The organism is Phaeodactylibacter sp., assembly GCF_022763345.1.
Taxonomy (GTDB): Bacteria; Bacteroidota; Bacteroidia; order Chitinophagales; family Saprospiraceae; genus Phaeodactylibacter.
This window is the reverse complement of the sequence record NZ_JALEGS010000098.1, coordinates 12562-32383: the sequence shown is the minus strand read 5'-3', so window position 1 is coordinate 32383 and position 19822 is coordinate 12562. Positions and strand designations below refer to the sequence as shown.

The following is a 19822-nucleotide window of genomic DNA, read 5'->3' as shown; positions in this document are numbered from 1 at the left end:
CTTCAATGGCGGTGAGAGGACTAAGACCAGAGATGTCAATAATGTCAGTGTTGTCAGTAAGGCTGCCAATTAGCATATTTCCCGCTATTTCCGTACAATTGGGATAGTCAGCCACAAAGGCATCTACCTCCGCCTGGGAGCTAAGGATGACATCGCCCGGCGGGCATTGTGCATTTAAACCATAACCAGCAAAAGCTATAAGCAAAAGGGTAATGTATTTCTTTAACATGGGGCGGATTTTAAATAGGACTTGTTCTGCCAGGATCGTCCCGGGGTTAGATCGCGCATTATTATAACATGACCTTCGGTGATCGTCACAAGTTCTTTAGAGGTTATGAATACAGGTTTTGTATAGAGGTAATTTAGACAAAAAATTCAACTGATTTCGTAACACTTGCTTTAGAGCGGTGATAAAGGACTAAATATATACCAAAAACACTAAAAAACCATGAGAAAACTAATCATCCTGGCTATCCTGTTTGCAGCAGGAAGCACTACTACCCTTTTGAATGCACAGATCATTGGCGATGACCCTGCACTTTTTGCCGCCAAAAACAATGGCTTTCAGCTTGGCGTTGGCAAACTCCCCGTTGTAGACGACGACAGCCTGGGCGCTGTACAGCTACAAGGCTGGGTGACGGGCGGCGATTATTACACCGGTGCTGAAATGCGCGCTTACGTTTCCGGCCCCGTGCAGCCCGATGGCTTTGCGGCTGATCTCCGCTTTCAGACGGGCTATCCGCAGCTGATGCCGCGTATGTCGGTCACTGCCAATGGAAAGGTGGGCATTGGCACCACTACCCCATCGTTCGACCTGCACACGGTCGGCCACACTCATACTACAGGCGACTTCTTTGGGCGGCTGCATGTGGATGACAATGGCTCAATGGACAGTGCACCTGACACTTACGTAGATGAACTTTACCTGGAGCGCCATGTCAGTACCGCATTTAGTGTACTTCCGGTCACGGCGGCAGCCGATGGCGGCTTGCTGACCCTGGCCCCCGGTGGCAACAGCCTGGACCATCAGCTCTTTTTCGCCGAAGAGGGCATTTTCCACCGCAGCTGGCAGGGCGATGCGCCGGACTGGGGCACGGCAAGCTGGTTCAAAATGCTGACCAGTGAAGACATCAGCGGCACGCCTAACCGCCTGGCGAAGTTCACCGGAGAAAGCAGCCTTGGCGACAGTCAGCTCTGGGATGATGGCACACAGGTCGGGCTGGGTACAGATGCCCCTGCTGCCGGTTTCTTTTTGGAAATCGCCGGCCGCACCCTGGTCAACGAAGCCCTTAATGTCGCCAAGAATGCCGTCATACAGCAGGGCCTGCAAGTGGGCACCGATGCTTTCGTTGGCGAAGACCTTAGCGTAGCTAATAATGGAGTCATTGGCGATCAGCTCAAGGTAGGTGGCATCACTCAAATTGGCGGAGCGCTTACCGTAACCGATAATGCAACCGTCACGGGCCATCTGGGCAGCAACACCGCTACGGTCGACCAAACCCTGACCGTGGGCACCACCGCAACCCCAGGCAACCATCGCCTGTACGTGGGCGGCTCCGTACTGGCGGAGGAAGTGACCGTCAAGCTGGAAGCCAACTGGCCGGATTATGTATTTAGCAACAGCTACAACCTGCCTGAGCTAAAGGAGGTCGCCGACTTCATCGACCGCCATCGCCACCTCCCCGGCTTTCAGCCTGCTCAAACGATAGAAGCCAAAGGCGGCTTTGAAATCGGCAGCACACAGCGGCTGTTGGTGGAAAAAGTCGAGGAACTGACCCTCTACGCTATCGCCGCAGATCAGGAAAACAAAGCACTAAAAGCGCAGCTCGAAGCCCTCGAGGCCCGCATTGCACAATTAGAACAACAATAAGCCCAAAAGACCAACGACATGAAACATCTAATCCTTACCACTACCCTATTGCTGCTGGGTTTAGCGCTGTTTGGGCAAGACCCTGACTGCCTGACGCCCGCTTCGCCCGACTACCTGGAACGGTATCCGGCAGCACAGCGAGCACCAGCCAATTTATCCTACACGGTAAAAATAGCCGTGCGGGTCATTAACGAAGACAATGGCACCGGAGGCCCCACCCGGCAGGAAGTCCTGGATGAAATTGACCGCCTGGAAGCCTACTATGCGCCCCACGACATCTGCTTTGCGCTGATGGGCATTTACAGTATCAATGATTCCAACTTCGCCAGCCCCACTGATGGATTTGATGGCGATACTGCCGATGACCTCATTGCGGCCTATCCGCCATTAAATGATGTCATTACCATCAATATCTTGCCCGATTACACCTTCTTCCGGGGCACCGCCTACGCCATCCCCAATACCTACACCACCATTTACGCCGGCCGGTTCAACACTCCGCACCTGTCGCACGAGATGGGGCATTGCCTGGGGCTGTACCACACCCACGAAACTGCGTTCGGAGCCGAACTGGTGGACGGCAGCAATTGCGGAGGCGCAGGCGATAAGCTTTGCGACACCCCCGCCGATCCCAGCCTGGGAAGTAATGTAGACGATACAACTTGTAGCTTTATCGGTACAGAAACCGATGGGAACGGGGACAGTTACAGCCCTGATGTGACCAATACCATGAGCTACGCCCCATTCCACTGCCGGGGTACTTTCACGCCCATGCAGGAGAAGCGGATGCACAGCATCTTGTCCAGCCCCTTCGCCTCGGCCAATAATATTCTGGTCACGAATCCTAACCTCAGCCTCTGCTGTGCAACGGTGCTTTCCGGCTTTGTCCATGAAGCGGCCCTGTCAACCATCACCGCTGCCGATTACGAAGCAACCGGTTTCGCTCAGGTGCAGTTCGTAGCCGAAGATGCCGTGACGTTACAGCCGGGTTTCTCTGCTACTCCGGGCAATTTTGGGCAGTTTACCGCCCGCATCAACCGCTTTTGCGATGGTGACTTCCCGGCTGGAGTACCGGTCAGCAGCCTCGCATCAGGGGGTACAAACTGGGCACACCACCACCTGAGCAGTGGGTGGAACGAAGAAGTCAGCCCCCCTACCCTTTTCCCCAATCCTACGGCTGCGGCCCTGACCCTAAGGTGGGCTGATCAAGATTTTACGGTGCAGGTCTTTGCGGCTACCGGTCAGTTGGTTTGGGAAAATCAGGCAAAAGCACACCACCAAACCGAAATTGATGTGAGCGCTCTGCCACCGGGTACTTACTTCTGCCATATGCAGTCTGAGACAGGCCCTGAAATCGTGAAGTTTAACAAATTATAACCCCAAAAAGTGGTACCTGGCAGACGGCATACAGTCGTTTGCCGGTACTTTTTTTGTATCGGATTCCATATATTTGCAAATCATAGCGAAATTTCGCCAAACTAAATTGACATGGAATCCTACGCCGCCGTACTGAATTACGCCATCCCGTTTTTTATGGCTCTCCTCCTTTTGGAAGCTGGTATCGCCTGGTGGAAAGGCGAAAAGGTGATCCGCAGCATGGACACCTTATCCAGCCTGAGCTCCGGCCTGACCAATGTGATTAAAGATGTGCTTGGGCTCACCGTTGTGGTGGTGTCCTACGACTGGCTCGCAGGAGAAATCGGGCTGTTTGAAATCAAATCCACCTGGCTGGTCTATACCCTGGCTTTTATCGGGCTCGACTTTGCAGGTTACTGGGTGCATCGCCTTTCGCATAGTGTCAACTACTTTTGGAACCGGCATATCATCCACCACAGCAGCGAGGAGTTCAACCTGGGCTGTGCTTTGCGGCAGTCGGTCTCCGGGTTTGTGGCCATCACGGTCTTTTTCCTGCTGCCGATCGCCATTTTGGGCGTGCCGGGAGAAGTGGTCGCGGTGGTCGCCCCACTCCACTTGTTTGCACAGTATTGGTACCACACTCGCCTGATCGGCAAAATGGGCGTGTTGGAGCACCTTATTGTCACACCCTCTCATCACCGCGTCCACCACGCCATCAACAAGGAATATCTGGATAAGAACCTCTCTCAGATTTTCATCGTCTGGGACAAAATATTTGGCACTTTCCAGGAAGAGCTGGACGATGTGCCGCCAGTCTATGGGGTAACCCGCCCGGTACGCACCTGGAACCCCATCATTATCAACTTTGTGCACCTTTGGCAGCTCATCAAGGATGCCTGGCGCACGAAAGACTGGAAAGCGAAGTTCACGATCTGGTTCAAACCAACCGGGTGGCGCCCGGCTGATGTAAAGGAAAAGTACCCGCTTTCCGGAATTGAAGACCCTTATGCCTACGAAAAGTACGATCCAAAGCTTTCCAGGGCGATGCAGTGGTGGTCCTGGCTGCAGTTCACCACCGTGTTCCTACTGATGATGTACCTATTTAATAATCTGGCGGAAATCGGTGCGCAACAGGCCATCCTTTACGGGCTTTTTCTGGTCCTCTGTATTTTCAGCTACAGCATGCTGATGGACCAAAGCCGCTATGCCTGGGCGGTAGAGCTCGTGAAGTCGGGCATTGGACTCGTCCTGATCTGGGCTACCGGAGACTGGTTTGGGCTCAACAGTTTTTCCCCAATGGCCACCTATGCCCTTGCCGCCTATTTTCTGCTAAGTGTTGGAGTGGTGTATTATTTCAATACATCCGGAGGCGGTCAGAAAGCCAAAACTGGACGCCTGCGAACTGACTCCGTTACAACAATTTGAACAGAAGGCAAAAAAGGCTTGCAGTACCAGGTTATTTGAGCAGAAAGGTAAATACGAAAACCAGAAAGCTAATTACCAGCCCCCCCACAAAAGTCCGATAGGCATAAGTGAGGAGGCGGTATTTTTTCTTTAGTACGAGGCCCAGGTTGTATAAGTCCCGGGAAAGGTCATCGTACAAGACCTCCTGATCCTCTTTTAGATCGCGCAGGTAGCCTACAAATTGCTCCTTGGGCAGGCTCAGAAAATTACCGAAGTATAGGAGGCTCACATTATGTTTTTTGACGTCCTCATCGGTAAAATCCTGACCGGACACCTTCGGTATAGCTGAGAATACGGCGAAGGTAATGGCCATCAGTGAGGTGACCATAAGCAAGAGCACAGGGAGGATATACTCCAGGTTTTCCTCAAAATTAGCAGGGCTGATGGAGAAACCCGCTGATCCTGCTGTGATAAGGATAGACAGTACCAAGGTGTTGATACTGATGATCATATTGGCCTTCCCATCAGCAATAGAGCTCAGGTTGATGTGGTTGCGAAGGGTGACCCGATAGATTGTATCCACACCCCGGCCAAAATCCTTGCCAGTCTTCTTCCGGATTGTTGTTTTCCGGGCTTTCCGGATTTTATCCCGTTGCTCGGCTATATTCTTATTTTTTCGGCTGGCAAATGCTTCGTGGGCTTCCGGAGTCAGGAATTTGGTATCCAACTGAAGCTCCAGCAAGCGCCTTTCCCACTCGTGGGTGGTGTAGTTCTTACCGGAGATGGCTTCTTCTTCGAGGCGGAGCAACTGCCCGCGCCGTTCAAAGCGTTTCCGGCCCAGGAAGGAATAGTGGGCATCGTGCAGCCATTGTTCCAGTTTAGAACCGGGCTTTTGGCCAGGCATGGTGCTTAGGATCAACTGCTCTGCCAGCGCGTGGTCAATGACCGTCTCCGGAAATGGCTCAAGGAATTGCTTCGCCTGTTCGACGCTGCGTTGTTCATGCCCTTCTTCGCCCTCTGTGTAACCTACATCGTGAAACCAGGCCGCAATGATCAGGGCGTTGCGCGTTGCTTCCGGTAAATCTGCTTCAGCGGTAAGCTCGGCAGCGACATCTGCCGTAGCTTTAGCATGGTTGAAATCGTGAAAGACATAGCGGGGCGGCAAATGTTCCGCCAAATATTGGTAAACGGCCGTTTCAGCAGCAGCAAGCAGTGAGGTTTCGGGCATAGTGGTTTTGTGTTTACAAAAAAGCTAATGAGCAGCTAATCTCTGAAACGCTTGCCACTCATGCAAGTTCAGAACAGGGACATTTGGGGATTGCGGCCCTGCTCGAACAAATCCAGGTTGTATTCCGGCTTGACCTTATCCGAAAAGTACCGCTGACGTGCCAGTTGAAATTGTTGTTTCACGACATCCGCGAACTGCCCCTCTCCTCTCATCCGGGTGCCAAAGCGGCTGTCGTTCAGCTCGCCCCCGTGCACATCCCGGATGCGGTTGAGCACCCGGTCTGCCCGGTCAGGCATCGTCTTGCGGATCCAGTCCTCAAAAATGGCAGCGACATCTCCGTTGAGGCGCACCATTGTGTAGGCCATAGAAACCGCGCCCAGGCTACTAACCCTTTGCCCCACCTCCAGAATCTCGTGGTCATTCAACCCGGGAATAATGGGCGCCATCATGACATTCACTGGGATGCCTTTCTCTGCGAGCACTTCGATGGTTTTCAGGCGAGCCTTCACGGAGGCGGTCCGGGGCTCGAGCAGGCGGCGCAGCTTCTCATCCAGCGTGGTCAGGGAAATGGATACCCGTAGCAAACGGTTTTCTGCCATAGGCTGTAGCAGGTCAAGGTCGCGCAGGACCATACTATTTTTGGTAATAATGCCTACCGGATGGCGGTACTTCCACAGTACTTTGAGGATTTCCCGGGTGATGCCCAGCGTTTGCTCTGCCGGTTGATAACAATCCGTATTGCCTGCCAGCATGATGGGTTCAGGCGTCCAGTTTTTCTTTTTGAGCTGCTGTTCGAGCAGCTGTGGGGCATCTTTTTTGTAAAGCACCTTTTGTTCAAAGTCCAGTCCCGCACTGTAGCCCCAGTAATTGTGGGTATTGCGGGCGTAGCAGTAAATACAGCCATGCTCACAGCCCTGATAGGGGTTCATCGACCAGGCCATGCCGATGTCCGGGCTTTCCACCCGGTTGAGGATGGTTTTGGGGTAAACCGGGATGTACTGCGTCCTGGCATCAGGCTGCAAAGGCTCCAGTCCATAGTCGTGTTCATGAAAGCGGTTGGCAGGATTGATTTGGGCTCCCCTGCCCTGATTGTATTTTGCGGATGGCTTATCCATTAAATTGTTTTATTTTAAACAAATATAAAACAATTTAATTAAAAAACGTGGAGACTGAGGTTAAGGTTGAGAGCCAGACGCAGCCTTCCTGGCGGCGACAGTTAACGGTCGCTTCCTGCGGAGGGTCCCCGTTGGTCTCAACCTAAGCCTTAACCTCAACCTCGATCCCAGCGGCCCTCCCCCCCGCTCTGGCAAGGTTTTAAAATTTCCACTATCTTGTTTGAAATTTTATTCTGACTCATGAAGCTCAACCGTAAAACCTTTTTCAAAGGATTAGCCCTTGGCACCATTTCCCTCCCCTTTGTGATTAAAGGGCTGGGCGGCGTCAGCCATGCGCAGGAAGAAAGCGATGGCAGCCCCAACATCATCACCGCCAAAAAATACCGCTGGAAGATGGTGACCACCTGGCCGCCTAAGTTCCCGATCCTGGGCGAAGCCTGTGAGCTTTTTGCTGACCGCGTACGGCAGTTATCCGGTGGGCGTATGGACATCAGAGTCTACGGTGGCAATGAACTGGTGCCGGCACTGGAAGCCTTTGATACCGTGCGGGAAGGCGGTGCAGAATTGGGTTGCGGAGCTGCCTATTACTGGGCGGGCAAAACAGAAGCCGCGCAGTTTTTTGCCTCCGTCCCATTTGGTATGAACGCACAGCAGCTCAATGCGTGGATGGTCAGCGGAGGCCTTAAACTATGGGAGGAACTCTACGCCGATTTCAACCTCATCCCTATGCCGGGCGGCAATACCGGCGTGCAGATGGGCGGTTGGTTTAATAAAGAGATCAAAAGCGTTGAAGACCTGAAAGGGCTCAAAATGCGCATCCCCGGCCTGGGCGGCAAGGTGCTGCAACGAGCGGGCGGCGCACCGGTGCTCATGGCAGGCGGTGAGATCTATACCGGGCTGGAACGCGGCGTCATCGATGCCACGGAGTGGCTGGGCCCCTTCCACGATACCCTGATGGGCTTCCACGAGATCGCCGAATACTACTACAGCCCCGGCTGGCACGAACCTGGCACCATGCTGGAGTTCTTCGTCAACAAGGAGCAAATGGAACAACTGCCCTCTGACCTACAGGGCATCATCAAGACCGTAGCAGGGGAGCTCTCCGGCTGGATTCTCAGCCAAATGGAAGCCAATAATGCCGCTGCCCTCGCCAAGTTCCTGGAAAAAGGCATCAACATTCGTCGCTTCCCGGATGAAGTCATCCAGCAGATGCGCACCTACACTGCGGAAGCGATTAACGAAATCACCGCCCGGGACCCCAAAAGCAGAAAAGTGTATGAATCCTACCGCAGTTTCCAGCAAAAGGCGGCGGACTATGCAGCGATTACGGAGAAGGCTTATTATAACCAGATTCAGGTGGATGCGGGGATTCGGTTGGGGTAGGTATAGCGTTAGGGTAAACGCATCAAAATTTGAATGGGATTGGAGCACGTCTGGAACATGTCGCGGAACACGTAAGAGCGGGTGGCGGCTGTCGAAATTGCATGTTCGACGGCGGAGTTTGCGTTCCGAAAGCTATCGTACAGGCGTCAACCGTTTTTTAATTTGGAATTTAATTTGTACCGTTTGGGAAGAGTGGTGTCTGCTTTTTTAGCACGGTCACCCTATTTTCCCTACATTTAGGGCTCCAAACCTTTGACCCCATGCGTTTCATCGTCCTTTTTTTATTAGTAGGCACATTGGTAAATAGCAGAGCACAGTCCCCCCGATCCAGTCAGGACCGCGCCCTCTTCTTCGCTGTCTCTAATTACGAGGAGGACGGGTTGTCCCACCTGCCACAGCCTGTAGCAAATGTACATGCGATTGCAAAAGAACTAAAGCGGCGCTTTGGCTTCGAAACGGAAGTAGTAGAAGACCCTACCCTGGGCCAAATACAGGCCAATCTGGCGGAGCATAAACGGGATGGTCTATTGCCGGATAGAGCAGTAAAAGCCACTCCTTTGTCTGGGAATATGGCTTTTGTAAAGGGGGGCACCTTCCAAATGGGCAGCACGAGCACAGAAGGAGGCAGTGATGAAAAGCCTGTACACAGCGTAACCGTTAGCGATTTCTACATCGGGCGGCACGAGGTCACCTTTGAGGAGTACGATGCCTACTGCGAAGCCACCGGGAAAAGTAAGCCAGATGATGAAGGCTGGGGCAGGGCACGAAGACCGGTCATCTATGTAAGCTGGCATGATGCAGTAGCTTACTGCAACTGGCGGAGCCAGCAGGAGGGCTATCAACCCGTCTACACCATCAGTGGAGATAGAGTCACCGCCGACTGGAGCGCTAATGGCTACCGCTTGCCTACGGAGGCGGAGTGGGAGTTTGCGGCAAGAGAACGAGGGAAAAATGTCCAGTTCGGAAATGGTAAGGATATTGCACGGGCCTCTGAGTTGAATTTTGATGCTTCAGAAAGTTATAAAACGCGTTACTCTGTGGTAGGAACATATCGTAAACAAACAGTACCAGTAGGCAGTCTCAATAGCCCAAACGAATTGAATCTGCATGACATGAGCGGTAATGTTTGGGAATGGTGTTGGGACTGGTACGATAGTGATTACTACAACAACAGCTCCAGTCGCAACCCCCGTGGCTCCAGTACGGGCTCTCGCCGGGTTCTACGGGGCGGCTCATGGAGCAACGGACCAGCCGGCCTGCGTTGCGCCTATCGCAACGGCGGCAGCCCGGACCGCAGGTACGACGACATAGGGTTCCGCCTCTCCAGGACCGCGGAATAGGCAGTGCCCCTCCTCTAGAAGATTGCGCATCCCAAGGGGCAGGACGTTAGTTTTTCTCCGTCCGCCGTAGCTTTAGCGTAGGCGGATTACCTTTTTGCCATACCATTCAAGAGGGCATAGCTCGTATTACGGGTTATGCCCTCTTACTATATATAGCCTATATGCTCTATCATATATAGTAGTAAAATGCATAAGGATATATAGGGATTTAGGGGTGTCGTGTCTGAAGTATAGGAATATATATAGCCAGCATATATAGGGCATTGGGTTTTGCGCTGCGGTAGGGTAACTCAGGCGGCGATTTTGGAATTGTGGCCTGAAGGTGCCTATCAGGTCGCGACTCCAAAGTCGCCACCTGACTAGAGATGGACTTATTAGAATTGATGCCCTGAATTGCTTTTTGGCACTGTTGGTACAATCAGGTCTTCTCTGTTAATAAAGCCCCAGAAACTTTTCTCCATTAAAACGGATAAGATGATCTGGATTTTTCACAAGCACATCCTACCAAACCCCCAGCCCTTCCCACAATACCTTTACCGACAGCATTATCGTCACCAAAATTACCATCAGTCCTAAGGCATTCGACCGCCGGCTATTGACGTATTGTCCCAGGATTTCCTTCTGATTGACGGTGTAGAACAGAAACAAGACAATCAAAGGGAGGAGGAGCGCATTTGCGATCTGAGCGAACTTTATGACCTGAATGGGCTTGAATCCCATAGTCGCCACGAGTACCCCAATGCCCAGTATACTCATCCAAACGGCGCGGAACCGTTGGTCATCTTCATTGGCAGGCCAGCCCAATAATCCGCAGGCAGCGTAGGCGGCGGCCAATGGGGCGGTCAGTGCCGAGCTAATCCCTGCAGCCATTAAGCCTATCCCCATTAACCATTTAGCACCGCTACCGAAGACAGGTTCGAGCTGGGCAGCCAAGTCTTGCGCCGACTGCACCTCAGAGACAGCTGAAGCTGAGCTTGCCGCTGTAATGATAATGAGCATGGAGACGATGCCACCTAGCAATATCGAAACCGCATTTTCCATCTGCACATCCTTTAATGCCATGCCAGGAGCCCATTTTTTAGAAATCGTAGACGCGTGCAGGAATAAATTGTACGGGACTACCGTGGTGCCAACTACCGCTAATGCCAAGAGCCAATCCCTTTCGGAAATGCTACCCGGCCAAAAGCCACGGATAATAGCGCCCAAATCTGGTTTCAATAAAATAGCCGTCAATAAAAAGCAAATGCTCATAACCGCCACCAAACCAATGAGTACCCGTTCTACCCAACGGTATTTACCCAAAAAGAGCAAAAGAAAACTGACCCCTCCAATCACCAGTGCCCAGAATCTAGAAGGCATGACCAGCAGCTCCATTCCAAGTACCCCACCGGTAATATTTCCGGCTTCGTAGGCTGCGTTGCCAATAACAATAGCACCAACCACCAGGAGAAATACAATGACCCTGTTTATGCCACGGGGAAATTGGCGGCAAAGAGCCTCACCCAATCCCTTTTGGGTTACGAAGCCCAAGCGGGCTGACATTTCCTGCAATACAATAGTGGTCAGCGTAGCAAAAGCCATCGCCCATAGTAAGCTATAACCTGATTGAACGCCTGCCAGTGTACAGGTGGTGACGGTGCCCGGGCCAATAAAGGCAGCAGCTACCAATGTGGATGGGCCGAAGTATTTTTTCTTGCTTTGGATGGCTCTGGAATTTGGATAAATAAATGTCTTTGTTCGGTATGCTCGCTCCCTGTATCCATCCGAATTTGCTCTGCAAATCAAAAATTCTTCACCGTAAACCCAAAAGCCAGCAAGCTGTCCTCCTGCCGATCTGCTTAATCAATCAAAAAGTACACTACCTCAGGGAAAAGAATGACCGTACCGAGAAACACCAGCTGAATAATCACAAACGGCAAAATACCCCGGTACAAATGCTGGGTTGTCACACCCGGAGGTGCTACCCCTTTGAGGTAAAACAGGGAAAACCCGAACGGCGGTGACAGGAAGGAGGTCTGCAGGTTCAGCCCCAGCAGTACGCCTATCCAGATCAAATCAATATCCATCTGCACAAAAATAGGAGCCACTACTGGCACGATGATGAAGATGATTTCAATAAAGTCGATGAAAAAGCCGGCGACGAAGACCACGATCATCACCAGGGCCAGAAATGCCATGGGCGACAGATTGGCTTCTTCGATCAGGCTGACGAGATAGGTGTCCCCGCCCATTTCCCGAAAGACGAAGGAAAAGACAGTAGCGCCCAGCAAAATCACAAAGACCATGCTTGTCAGGTGGGTCGTTTCCCGCATGACGGACTTTAAGACTTCCAGATTGAATTTGCCCTGACTGATGGTAAGCAAGGTAGCGCCCATTGCCCCTACGGCGGCAGCCTCGGTAGGCGAAGCAATGCCTGCAAAAATGGAGCCCAGCACGGCCACGATTAGAAGCATAGGCAGGACAAAAGCCTGCAGCACCTTACGGGTAGCCCCTGAAGCCCAGAAAGCCTCCAGTTCTTCTTTCGGCATACTTGGCGCATACCCCGGGCGCACCCAGGCAGTGATGGCGATGTACACAATATAAACGAGTACAAGCAGCAGCCCCGGGATGAGCGCCGCGGCAAACAGCTGCCCCACAGAAACATTCAGCACGCTGCCCAGGAGCACCAATACGACAGAAGGCGGAATGATCTGCCCGAGGGTGCCGGATGCGGCAATCGTGCCCGTAGCCAGCTCAGTGCGGTAACCGCGCTTCAGCATGGTCGGCAGGCTGATTAGGCCCATGGTGATTACGGTTGCGCCTACAATTCCGGTGGAAGCGGCTAATAACGCACCGACGATCACTACGCTAATCGCCAGCCCGCCCCGGACTTTCCCAAACAACATCGCCATGGTCTCCAAAAGACTTTCCGCCAGTCCCGATTTCTCCAGCATGATGCCCATATAGATGAAAAGGGGCACCGCCATCAGCACATAATTGCTCACAACGCCCATCATGCGGGGAGACAGTGCAATGAAGCTGCCCGGATCCAGAAAGCAGATAGCGTACAGGATGGAAATCCCCCCGAGCGTAAAGGCTACAGGATATCCGTACAAAATGAGCAGAAAGATGCTGATGAACAGTAATATCGCAAGGATGGCCATGGCTATTCGGTTTCAGAGGTGCTGGAATGGGAAGGGGCTTTACCTTTAAAGATCAACCAGTTGTCAATAATACTCGCGAGCCCTTGCAGGAAAAGCAGTACCATGCCTGCGGTTATTGCAAACTTGATGATGTACCGGGCCGGGAGCCCTCCGGGATCGGGCGACCCCTCTCCTATTTTGTAGGCAATAGTGGCGTATTCAAAGGAAACGTAAATCAGAATAGCCGTCCAGGGAATCAGAAATATCAAGCCTCCGAAGAGATTCACCAGCGCCTTATCCTTAGCCGAGAACTTAGCGTAAAACAAATCCACCCTGACATGCCGGTCGTGCCGGAAAGCATACCCGGCCCCCAGCAAAAAAATAAGCCCGAACAGGTGCCATTCCAGCTCCATAATCCAGGCTTGAGTTTCATTAAATAAATAACGGACCACCACATCGAAACAGACCAGCAGCATAAGCAGCGTAGTCAGCCATGCTGCCGCTCTGCCCACCTGCTCATTCAGGGTGTGGATAGCCTGGGCAACTTTCCGGAGCGTAGATACCATCAGCCAGGGTTTTGTTGATTTTTCTTGCTTTGATTGCTGACGAAAGATAAGGATTGTGCTATGTTAGCGGGGAATTTCCTTAAAAAAGTTTTCATTTTGCACCCTAGGCAGGAAGACCTTCAAAACATTCAGCTGATATTAAAACTGCATTTGTCGAACGTAAAATACTGTTGTATAGCTACCGCTGTACCACAATTTTCTGTCGCCATATCTGCCGCCCATCCGAGAGGGATAAAATGTATGTGCCGTTTGGCATATTGGGCAACGCTAACTCTAATGTGCTTTCAAACGGTTCCACATCCGACACTATGAGCGTTCTGCCCTGCAAGTCGGTACAGCGTATTTGTAGGGAATTAGGCTGCTGGAAACGGGTATGGCTTAAATCCACCGTGATTGTTCCCTCGCTTGGATTAGGATATACCGAAATAGATGATTGAGGCTCAGGCTCAATGGTTGCTGTAAAGGTTTCAAAAAAGTTAAAATACCGTGATTGATTGATCCAGACAGATTCCTCCGCACTCCATATTTGGTTTGTAAATACAGAATAGGTATCAAAGTTTTCAAATTCGCCTAATTGGAAGTTCAGGTAACTTTCAGAGTCAGTATCCCACTGTTGCTCAAGGCGTCGATTGGTCCAACCCAAACTATCAAGCTCAGTCGTAATACATGTTGTCGGATACCATTCAGCGATCCCATCGAGCCATAAATAATTTTTTACAATAGTGAGCAAGCCGTCATCTAAAGTCTCAATTTCTTCTTTGTTGATATTTACCCAACTACCATCAATCCATTGCTGATTAATGGCCTCTACGACAAGTCCATCCTGATTGTAAGTCTTTGAAAATTTGCTGGTAGGTATCCAAGCTCCTCCTGTGTATTGGAAAAAAGTTAGGGTGCTATCCTTACCGTGCTCATTAATGGTTGCTTCGAATTTGAACTTGTTTACCCAAGTCTCCTCATCTGAATTCCAGATAGCCCCAATTCTAAGTATTGGTATCTCAACTCCGGAAATGTAATCATAAGAATCCCGGCTCCATGGCATCCAGTCTATAGCAGTTGGATCAAATAGATAAGTCCATTTATAAGTCAAGAGTTGATCTGAATTGTAAGCAAAAGTGTCTACCTGACTGGGCACCCACTCGCTACTATTCCATTCTTCGACCAAAAACGTCTCAATTTTACCAAAGTCAGTCAACTTGGGGAAATACCTGCTACGGAACGTCCAACCTGTATCTTCATCGTAATCGAGGATTTCACTCATTATTAATTGTCCGGATGCACTAAGTTCATAAAAAGTAGAGTCTACAGCGATCCAGCCAACATCTTCCCAGTGCTCAGAACGTCTTGCAACAATAAAGCGCTCTTGCCCATTCATCAGGAATGGTACTTCTTCAAAAGAAGCAATTAATTTACCCGAAGGACCAGGAATATTCAATTGTTCAGTAAAAGTATCCTGAGCGTTGCCGCTGAATACGAGACAGAATGTAAAGGTGGTTAAGAGGAGCGACTTATACATTTCGATAGCTTTTAGTGGTGGAAAATGAAAAAATGTACTAACTACGATGAATTTAACTTCTAAATTACGAAGTAATCATGATAACTGCAACTTAATGCCTACTCCTGATGAAACAGGCTCAGAAGCAGGCATTAAGTTGTTATTTATTATCGAATCCCCTCTAACCATTCAAGATTGGTGAAATGACAGGGTCTATGATACATTACGCCCCCAGCCGGTCAAACTGAGTCAAGTCCAATTTCTCAATAATACGGATGAGCTTATCCGCATAAGCCTTGTCTGTAGCGTAGCCCGCTTTTTTTAGGCCCCGCGCCCAGCCTTTATAATCGGAAATGCGCACCCGGTGCAGATGCTTGTACCGTTCGCCGTTGAGCAGTTCAGAATGTGCCCGGAAGCTCTCTTTGGCATCCCCAAAGACCCGGAACATATCGTAGAGGTCATCATCTGAGTAATTGCGGCAGGTACAGCCCCGGCATTGGCGCTTGCACTTGATCCCAAAGTGATTGTTGGACTCCCTGGCGAGCAGGCTTTCTCCGGCGTTGGATTCCAGCAGCCCCTGCGCGAGGGTAATGCTTGCCGGGATCCCATAGTCTTCCATTTCACTGATCGCCAGCATTTTGTACTGCTCCAGATAAGCCTCTACTTTAGCATTGACGGCTTCCTTGACCTCCGGTCGCACGTGGTGGCGCTCGGCGTAGTTGTCATTCAGCACGAAGGTGAGGTTTGGGAAATCCTCTGGTTGACGGGTATCCCACTTGATTTGTGAGACATTTTGTTGGATATTGGTGCGCTTTTCAGCTTTGTAACTGGCGGGCAGCGCCTGCCCAAACGATGGCACGAGGCCCTGTTCCGCAACCGCAACGGGCTGCTCGATGCTGTTCAGGTTAAACTGAATGCTGATGTTTTTAAAAAACAGAATGTATATCCCCAGGCCCAGGAGGACGCCGTTGAACCAGTTGCGGTGAAGGGCGTCCGCCAGAGCTTGAAGGGACAGGGTGTTTTGGTGGGTACTTTTGCTTTCCATGTCTTGCCCCTTTTTGTTTCAAAAATGTGTACAAACACAAATGTAAAACAAAAAATGTTTAAAAACAAGACTACGAAACAAATTGATTGCTATTTTTTGAATGCGCCCGCCACGACCAGTTCTTTAGTACCGTGGCCGTAGGTGTAAAAGCCTTCACCTGACTTCGCGCCCAGCTTGCCGGCCGTCACCATATTGACCAGCAACGGGCAAGGAGCGTACTTAGGATTGCCGAAGCCTTCAAACAGGACATTCAGGATGGACAGGCAGACATCCAAACCGATAAAGTCCGCCAGTTGCAGCGGCCCCATAGGATGCGCCATGCCGAGCTTCATGACCGTATCGATTTCCTCCACGCCGGCCACGCCTTCGTGCAGGGAGATAATCGCTTCATTGATCATTGGCATCAAAATCCGGTTGGCGACAAACCCTGGGTAATCATTGACCTCTACCGGCACTTTGCCGAGTTTGCGGGACAAGTCCATGACGGTGTCCGTGGTCTCATCTGAAGTGGCGTAGCCGCGGATGACCTCTACCAGCTTCATGACCGGCACGGGGTTCATGAAGTGCATGCCGATGACCTGCGCCGGGCGCGTTGTCGCTGCCGCAATCTTGGTGATGGAAATGGAAGAAGTATTGGTCGCCAGGATGGCAGACTTCGGTGCCGCCTCGTCCAGATCCTTGAAGATTTTCAGCTTGAGGTCTACGCGCTCGGTGGCGGCTTCAACGACCAGATCAGCTTCAGCCACACCGGTTTTCAGGTCCGTTTGTTTGGTCAGGTTGGCAAGCGTTTTCTGCTTCACCTCCTCGGTGATCCGCTCTTTTTTGAGCATGCGGTCGAGGTTCTTCGTGATGGTGGCGAGGGCTTTGTCGAGCGCTTCCTCAGAGATGTCGATCAGGCTGACGGAATAGCCATTCATGGCGAAAACGTGGGCGATGCCGTTGCCCATAGTGCCGGCACCGATTACTGCGATATTTTTCATGGATTTGGTTTTAGACTATGTTAGGATTTTCGGGGGGCGAAGATACAAAAAAGCCTGCACGGACTGAACCGTGCAGGCGGGTTTTAAATGATTGGAGTACGGGTGAATTGCTTACAACAGTCGGTTTATTGCTTTATCAGGCGCAGGGTTTCGGTGCCCTGCTCGCCGCGCACCTGCAGCATCAGCATACCGGCGGGCACGTCCGACAGGTCGAGGTCGATCTGCTGCCGTCCGGCGCTCCAGTTGTAGTGCTGCTGCCAGAGGGCTTGCCCGTTCAGGTTGAGCAGGCGCAATTCATAGGCGCCTCCCTGCTGAAGGTCGAGGTCAAGCGTGGCTTGCTCACGGGCGGGGTTCGGATAAGCCTTGATCTGGCCCAGTGGTTGTTCATAGTTGTCGTCCGTATCGACTGCCATCAGGAAGGAAGGCTGCCCGGTAAAGCCATTGATGACCGGATTGATGGTCACGGTAAAGGTGGATACACAGCCATCCGGTGTCGTCATCGTCAGCGAGATTTCGTAGTTGCCTGGTGCGGCATAAGTGTGCACAGGCATGGCTTCCGTACTTGTATTGCCATCGCCAAAATCCCACTGGTAGCCTGCCCCGAAATCGGAAGACAGGTTCAGGAAGGCATAGGTCAGGCTATCGGTCTTGAACGGCAGGAAGAGTGCGAGGCAGTCTTCATCATAGAGGATATCGAAGTCGGTCAGGATAATCATGCTCATGCTGCTGGTGCAATCGCCGCTGGTAATGGTCAGCGTGACCAGGTAAAGCCCGGGTGCAGCATAAGTGTGAGACGTGTTTTGCGCCGTGCTGCTATTGCCATCCCCAAAGCTCCAGAACCAGGAATCTGTGTCATCGCCCATGGACATATCCATGAAGGTAAAGGACAACAGGTCGTCTGCATCCTGCTCGAAGGAGAACATCGCCTGGCATTCCGGGCCATTGCCTGCGCCACCGCCACTACCGAGGAATATCGGGTGCACAATAGTACTGGTGCAGCCCTCATTGGTTGTGATGGTCAGGGAAACTTCCACAATACCTGTTTCCGCATAAGTATGTACCGGGTTTTGCGCCGTGCTGCTGTTGCCATCACCAAAGTCCCAGAACCACTCCACCACCGTACCGTCGGTCACGAAAGAGGCATCAAAAAACTGTACCTGCCCGGGCACATCGGTTTCCATGACCTCAAAGTAAGCTTCGCAGAATTCGCCTCCACCGTCACAGGGCGCATACTCATCCGGGCCAAAGCCTTCGCATTCGGCATAACAGTCGTTTTGGAAGACCAGCTCAATGCCATTCGGAAGCGTTACACATACCGGATCGTAAACCTGATAACAGTTGCAGTCACCAGGATCGTCGCACTCAAAGAACACAGATGAATCATAGCCTTCGCATTCCGCAAAGCAGGCATTAGGGAAGGTGAGAATCTGCCCGGAAGGCGTCGCCACACAAACCGGGTCGAAGACATCATCACAACCACAGGGCGCATCGATATCGCAGTCCTCGAACTGATCAGGCCCAAAGCCCTCGCATTCGGCGTAGCAAGGGTTTTGGAAGGTCAGGGTGTCGCCATTCTCCACTACACAGACCGGATCAAAAATGGCGGGGCAAACGCAGCTGACATCGCCTTCGCAATCGATAAAATCATCTGTGGTAAAGCCTTCGCACTCTGCCACACAGGCATTGGGGAATTCGAAGACCAGCCCGGGGAACAGCTCCACACAAACCGGCTCAAAAACCAGCGGGCAGTCGCAATCGTCAAAATTGCAATCGTCGTAAATTTCATCCGGCCCATAACCGGAGCAAATGGCTACGCAGGCACTCGGCATCGTGATGATCACGCCAGCTTCATTGATCACGCAAACCGGGTCGAAGACATCATCACAGTTGCAAGGACCGCCGTTGTCCCCCACATATACGGGTTGGGAATAGGAGCTGACACAGCCGCTTTCTGTGACGATGGTGAGATTGACATCAAACGACCCTGTCTCTGAGAAAGTGTAGCTGGGATTGGCTTCCGTTGAGGTGCCGCCATCCGGGAACGTCCAGTTGTAGCCCATGATACTGTCCCCAAAAGTGAAAGAAAAACTCGTAAAATCCAGGGTCAGGCTATCCGCGCCTTGTTCGTAGGTAAAGAAGGCTTCGCAAAGGTCAAAGCCGTTGTCGCTGCAGTCCACGACATCATCGGCGCTATACCCTGCGCATTCGGCATAGCAGAGGGTTTCAAAAAGCTCCACAATGCCTGGCGCTACCTCAATGCACACCGGGTCGTACTCATTCCAGTCGCAGTCACAGGGCACGAAATCTTCAACATAGACCGGATTGGTGAAGATAGCGGTACAAGTATCAGCAGTGATGGTCAATGAAACATCATACACTCCCGTAGTAGCATAAGTGTGCAGGGGGGAAGCTTCGTCGCTCGTGTTGCCATCCCCAAAATCCCAAAACCAGGATTCCACAGGCGTGGCGGTGCTCGATAGGTCATAAAACTGTACTTCGTAGGGGTCAGCATTGATCTGCTCCATGAAGAAGAAGGCTTCGCAGTGCTCCGGTGGTGGCGGCGGATTGATGTCGCCACAGATGATCAGGTCCACTCCCGTTGCCGAAGGGGCACTCTCCTGCAGCGTTACTGTTTCCGTAAGGAATACGCCCGTACAGAAATCGATGGTACTCACAGTGGCCGTTAGCGTGGGCATGTTGCTAAAGTCGTGGTTGAAGGTAAACGTGTAGCTTCCATCCGCTTCAGTAACGGCAAACAGGTACTCATCAAGGGAGGGCAGCAGCAATTCCACTTCAAATCCAGGCACAGGGTCCTGATCGGGCCCAAATAGCAGGCTGCCGGAAACGCTGAGCTCCGTAGCATAGCTATTGAAGAAGCTACAGAACGCTAATAGTAAAACAGTCAGGTTTTTCATAAA

The 19822-nt window shown here is 51.6% G+C and carries 15 protein-coding genes; 5 read left to right on the top strand and 10 right to left on the bottom strand.

What is annotated here, in order from left to right; translation table 11 throughout:
- Positions 1–229, bottom strand: a 229-nt coding sequence (locus MRY86_RS24450; protein ID WP_293567400.1) for a hypothetical protein, incomplete at its 3' end; no start/stop codon positions are given.
- 219 nt (positions 230–448) lie between these two features.
- On the opposite strand from MRY86_RS24450, the gene MRY86_RS24445 reads away from it, so the two are divergent.
- From MRY86_RS24445 to MRY86_RS24435, 3 genes are all read left to right on the top strand, one after another.
- Positions 449–1870 carry a hypothetical protein gene (locus MRY86_RS24445; RefSeq protein WP_293567403.1) on the top strand — a complete coding sequence of 474 codons (1422 nt, stop codon included), beginning with the start codon at positions 449–451 and terminating at the stop codon, positions 1868–1870.
- Positions 1871–1888: 18 nt separating this feature from the next.
- Positions 1889–3247: a zinc-dependent metalloprotease gene (locus MRY86_RS24440; protein WP_293567406.1), complete on the top strand. Its 1359-nt coding sequence runs from the start codon at positions 1889–1891 to the stop codon at positions 3245–3247.
- 111 nt (positions 3248–3358) lie between these two features.
- Positions 3359–4651, top strand: a complete 1293-nt coding sequence (locus tag MRY86_RS24435) for a sterol desaturase family protein (RefSeq protein WP_293571988.1) — start codon at positions 3359–3361, stop codon at positions 4649–4651.
- Between the two features lie 31 nt (positions 4652–4682).
- Here MRY86_RS24435 and MRY86_RS24430 read toward each other — a convergent pair whose 3' ends face one another.
- Entirely contained in the window at positions 4683–5858 is a 1176-nt protein-coding gene (locus MRY86_RS24430; RefSeq protein ID WP_293565336.1) for a Pycsar system effector family protein, read from the bottom strand.
- A gap of 68 nt (positions 5859–5926) precedes the next feature.
- Positions 5927–6973, bottom strand: a complete 1047-nt coding sequence (locus MRY86_RS24425; RefSeq protein WP_293565338.1) for a PA0069 family radical SAM protein — start codon at positions 6971–6973, stop codon at positions 5927–5929.
- Positions 6974–7213: 240 nt separating this feature from the next.
- Here MRY86_RS24425 and MRY86_RS24420 point away from each other — a divergent pair, with 240 nt between their 5' ends.
- Positions 7214–8356 (top strand): TRAP transporter substrate-binding protein, encoded by a 1143-nt coding sequence (locus MRY86_RS24420; protein ID WP_293565340.1) that lies wholly within the window; start codon positions 7214–7216, stop codon positions 8354–8356.
- A gap of 260 nt (positions 8357–8616) precedes the next feature.
- Complete coding sequence (locus MRY86_RS24415; RefSeq protein WP_293565342.1) at positions 8617–9696, top strand: SUMF1/EgtB/PvdO family nonheme iron enzyme; 1080 nt, start codon at positions 8617–8619, stop codon at positions 9694–9696.
- Positions 9697–10197: 501 nt separating this feature from the next.
- On the opposite strand, the gene MRY86_RS24410 is transcribed toward MRY86_RS24415, so the two are convergent.
- The 7 genes from MRY86_RS24410 to MRY86_RS24380 all read right to left on the bottom strand — a co-directional run bounded on the left by MRY86_RS24410 (position 10198) and on the right by MRY86_RS24380 (position 19819).
- On the bottom strand, positions 10198–11364 hold the full coding sequence (locus MRY86_RS24410; RefSeq protein WP_293565344.1) for an Nramp family divalent metal transporter: 1167 nt from the start codon (positions 11362–11364) through the stop codon (positions 10198–10200).
- 170 nt (positions 11365–11534) lie between these two features.
- Positions 11535–12839 (bottom strand): TRAP transporter large permease subunit, encoded by a 1305-nt coding sequence (locus tag MRY86_RS24405; RefSeq protein ID WP_293565346.1) that lies wholly within the window; start codon positions 12837–12839, stop codon positions 11535–11537.
- A gap of 2 nt (positions 12840–12841) precedes the next feature.
- Complete coding sequence (locus MRY86_RS24400; RefSeq protein ID WP_293565348.1) at positions 12842–13384, bottom strand: TRAP transporter small permease subunit; 543 nt, start codon at positions 13382–13384, stop codon at positions 12842–12844.
- Positions 13385–13562: 178 nt separating this feature from the next.
- Positions 13563–14900 (bottom strand): T9SS type A sorting domain-containing protein, encoded by a 1338-nt coding sequence (locus tag MRY86_RS24395; protein WP_293565350.1) that lies wholly within the window; start codon positions 14898–14900, stop codon positions 13563–13565.
- Between the two features lie 202 nt (positions 14901–15102).
- Positions 15103–15924: a glucosaminidase domain-containing protein gene (locus MRY86_RS24390; RefSeq protein WP_293565352.1), complete on the bottom strand. Its 822-nt coding sequence runs from the start codon at positions 15922–15924 to the stop codon at positions 15103–15105.
- Positions 15925–16013: 89 nt separating this feature from the next.
- Positions 16014–16904 (bottom strand): 3-hydroxybutyryl-CoA dehydrogenase, encoded by an 891-nt coding sequence (locus tag MRY86_RS24385; RefSeq protein WP_293565354.1) that lies wholly within the window; start codon positions 16902–16904, stop codon positions 16014–16016.
- A gap of 125 nt (positions 16905–17029) precedes the next feature.
- A complete protein-coding gene (locus tag MRY86_RS24380) occupies positions 17030–19819 on the bottom strand; it encodes a PKD domain-containing protein (RefSeq protein ID WP_293571986.1) in 2790 nt (929 codons plus the stop codon).
- Between the last annotated feature and the right edge of the window lie 3 nt (positions 19820–19822).

Coding starts and splice junctions, on each gene's coding strand:
- MRY86_RS24385 (WP_293565354.1), bottom strand. CDS start 16,904: ATGAAAAATATCGCAGTAATCGGTGCCGGCACTATGGGCAACGGCATC.
- MRY86_RS24400 (WP_293565348.1), bottom strand. CDS start 13,384: ATGGTATCTACGCTCCGGAAAGTTGCCCAGGCTATCCACACCCTGAAT.
- MRY86_RS24440 (WP_293567406.1), top strand. CDS start 1,889: ATGAAACATCTAATCCTTACCACTACCCTATTGCTGCTGGGTTTAGCG.
- MRY86_RS24380 (WP_293571986.1), bottom strand. CDS start 19,819: ATGAAAAACCTGACTGTTTTACTATTAGCGTTCTGTAGCTTCTTCAAT.
- MRY86_RS24425 (WP_293565338.1), bottom strand. CDS start 6,973: ATGGATAAGCCATCCGCAAAATACAATCAGGGCAGGGGAGCCCAAATC.
- MRY86_RS24420 (WP_293565340.1), top strand. CDS start 7,214: ATGAAGCTCAACCGTAAAACCTTTTTCAAAGGATTAGCCCTTGGCACC.
- MRY86_RS24430 (WP_293565336.1), bottom strand. CDS start 5,858: ATGCCCGAAACCTCACTGCTTGCTGCTGCTGAAACGGCCGTTTACCAA.
- MRY86_RS24405 (WP_293565346.1), bottom strand. CDS start 12,839: ATGGCCATCCTTGCGATATTACTGTTCATCAGCATCTTTCTGCTCATT.
- MRY86_RS24435 (WP_293571988.1), top strand. CDS start 3,359: ATGGAATCCTACGCCGCCGTACTGAATTACGCCATCCCGTTTTTTATG.
- MRY86_RS24390 (WP_293565352.1), bottom strand. CDS start 15,924: ATGGAAAGCAAAAGTACCCACCAAAACACCCTGTCCCTTCAAGCTCTG.
- MRY86_RS24415 (WP_293565342.1), top strand. CDS start 8,617: ATGCGTTTCATCGTCCTTTTTTTATTAGTAGGCACATTGGTAAATAGC.
- MRY86_RS24395 (WP_293565350.1), bottom strand. CDS start 14,900: ATGTATAAGTCGCTCCTCTTAACCACCTTTACATTCTGTCTCGTATTC.
- MRY86_RS24445 (WP_293567403.1), top strand. CDS start 449: ATGAGAAAACTAATCATCCTGGCTATCCTGTTTGCAGCAGGAAGCACT.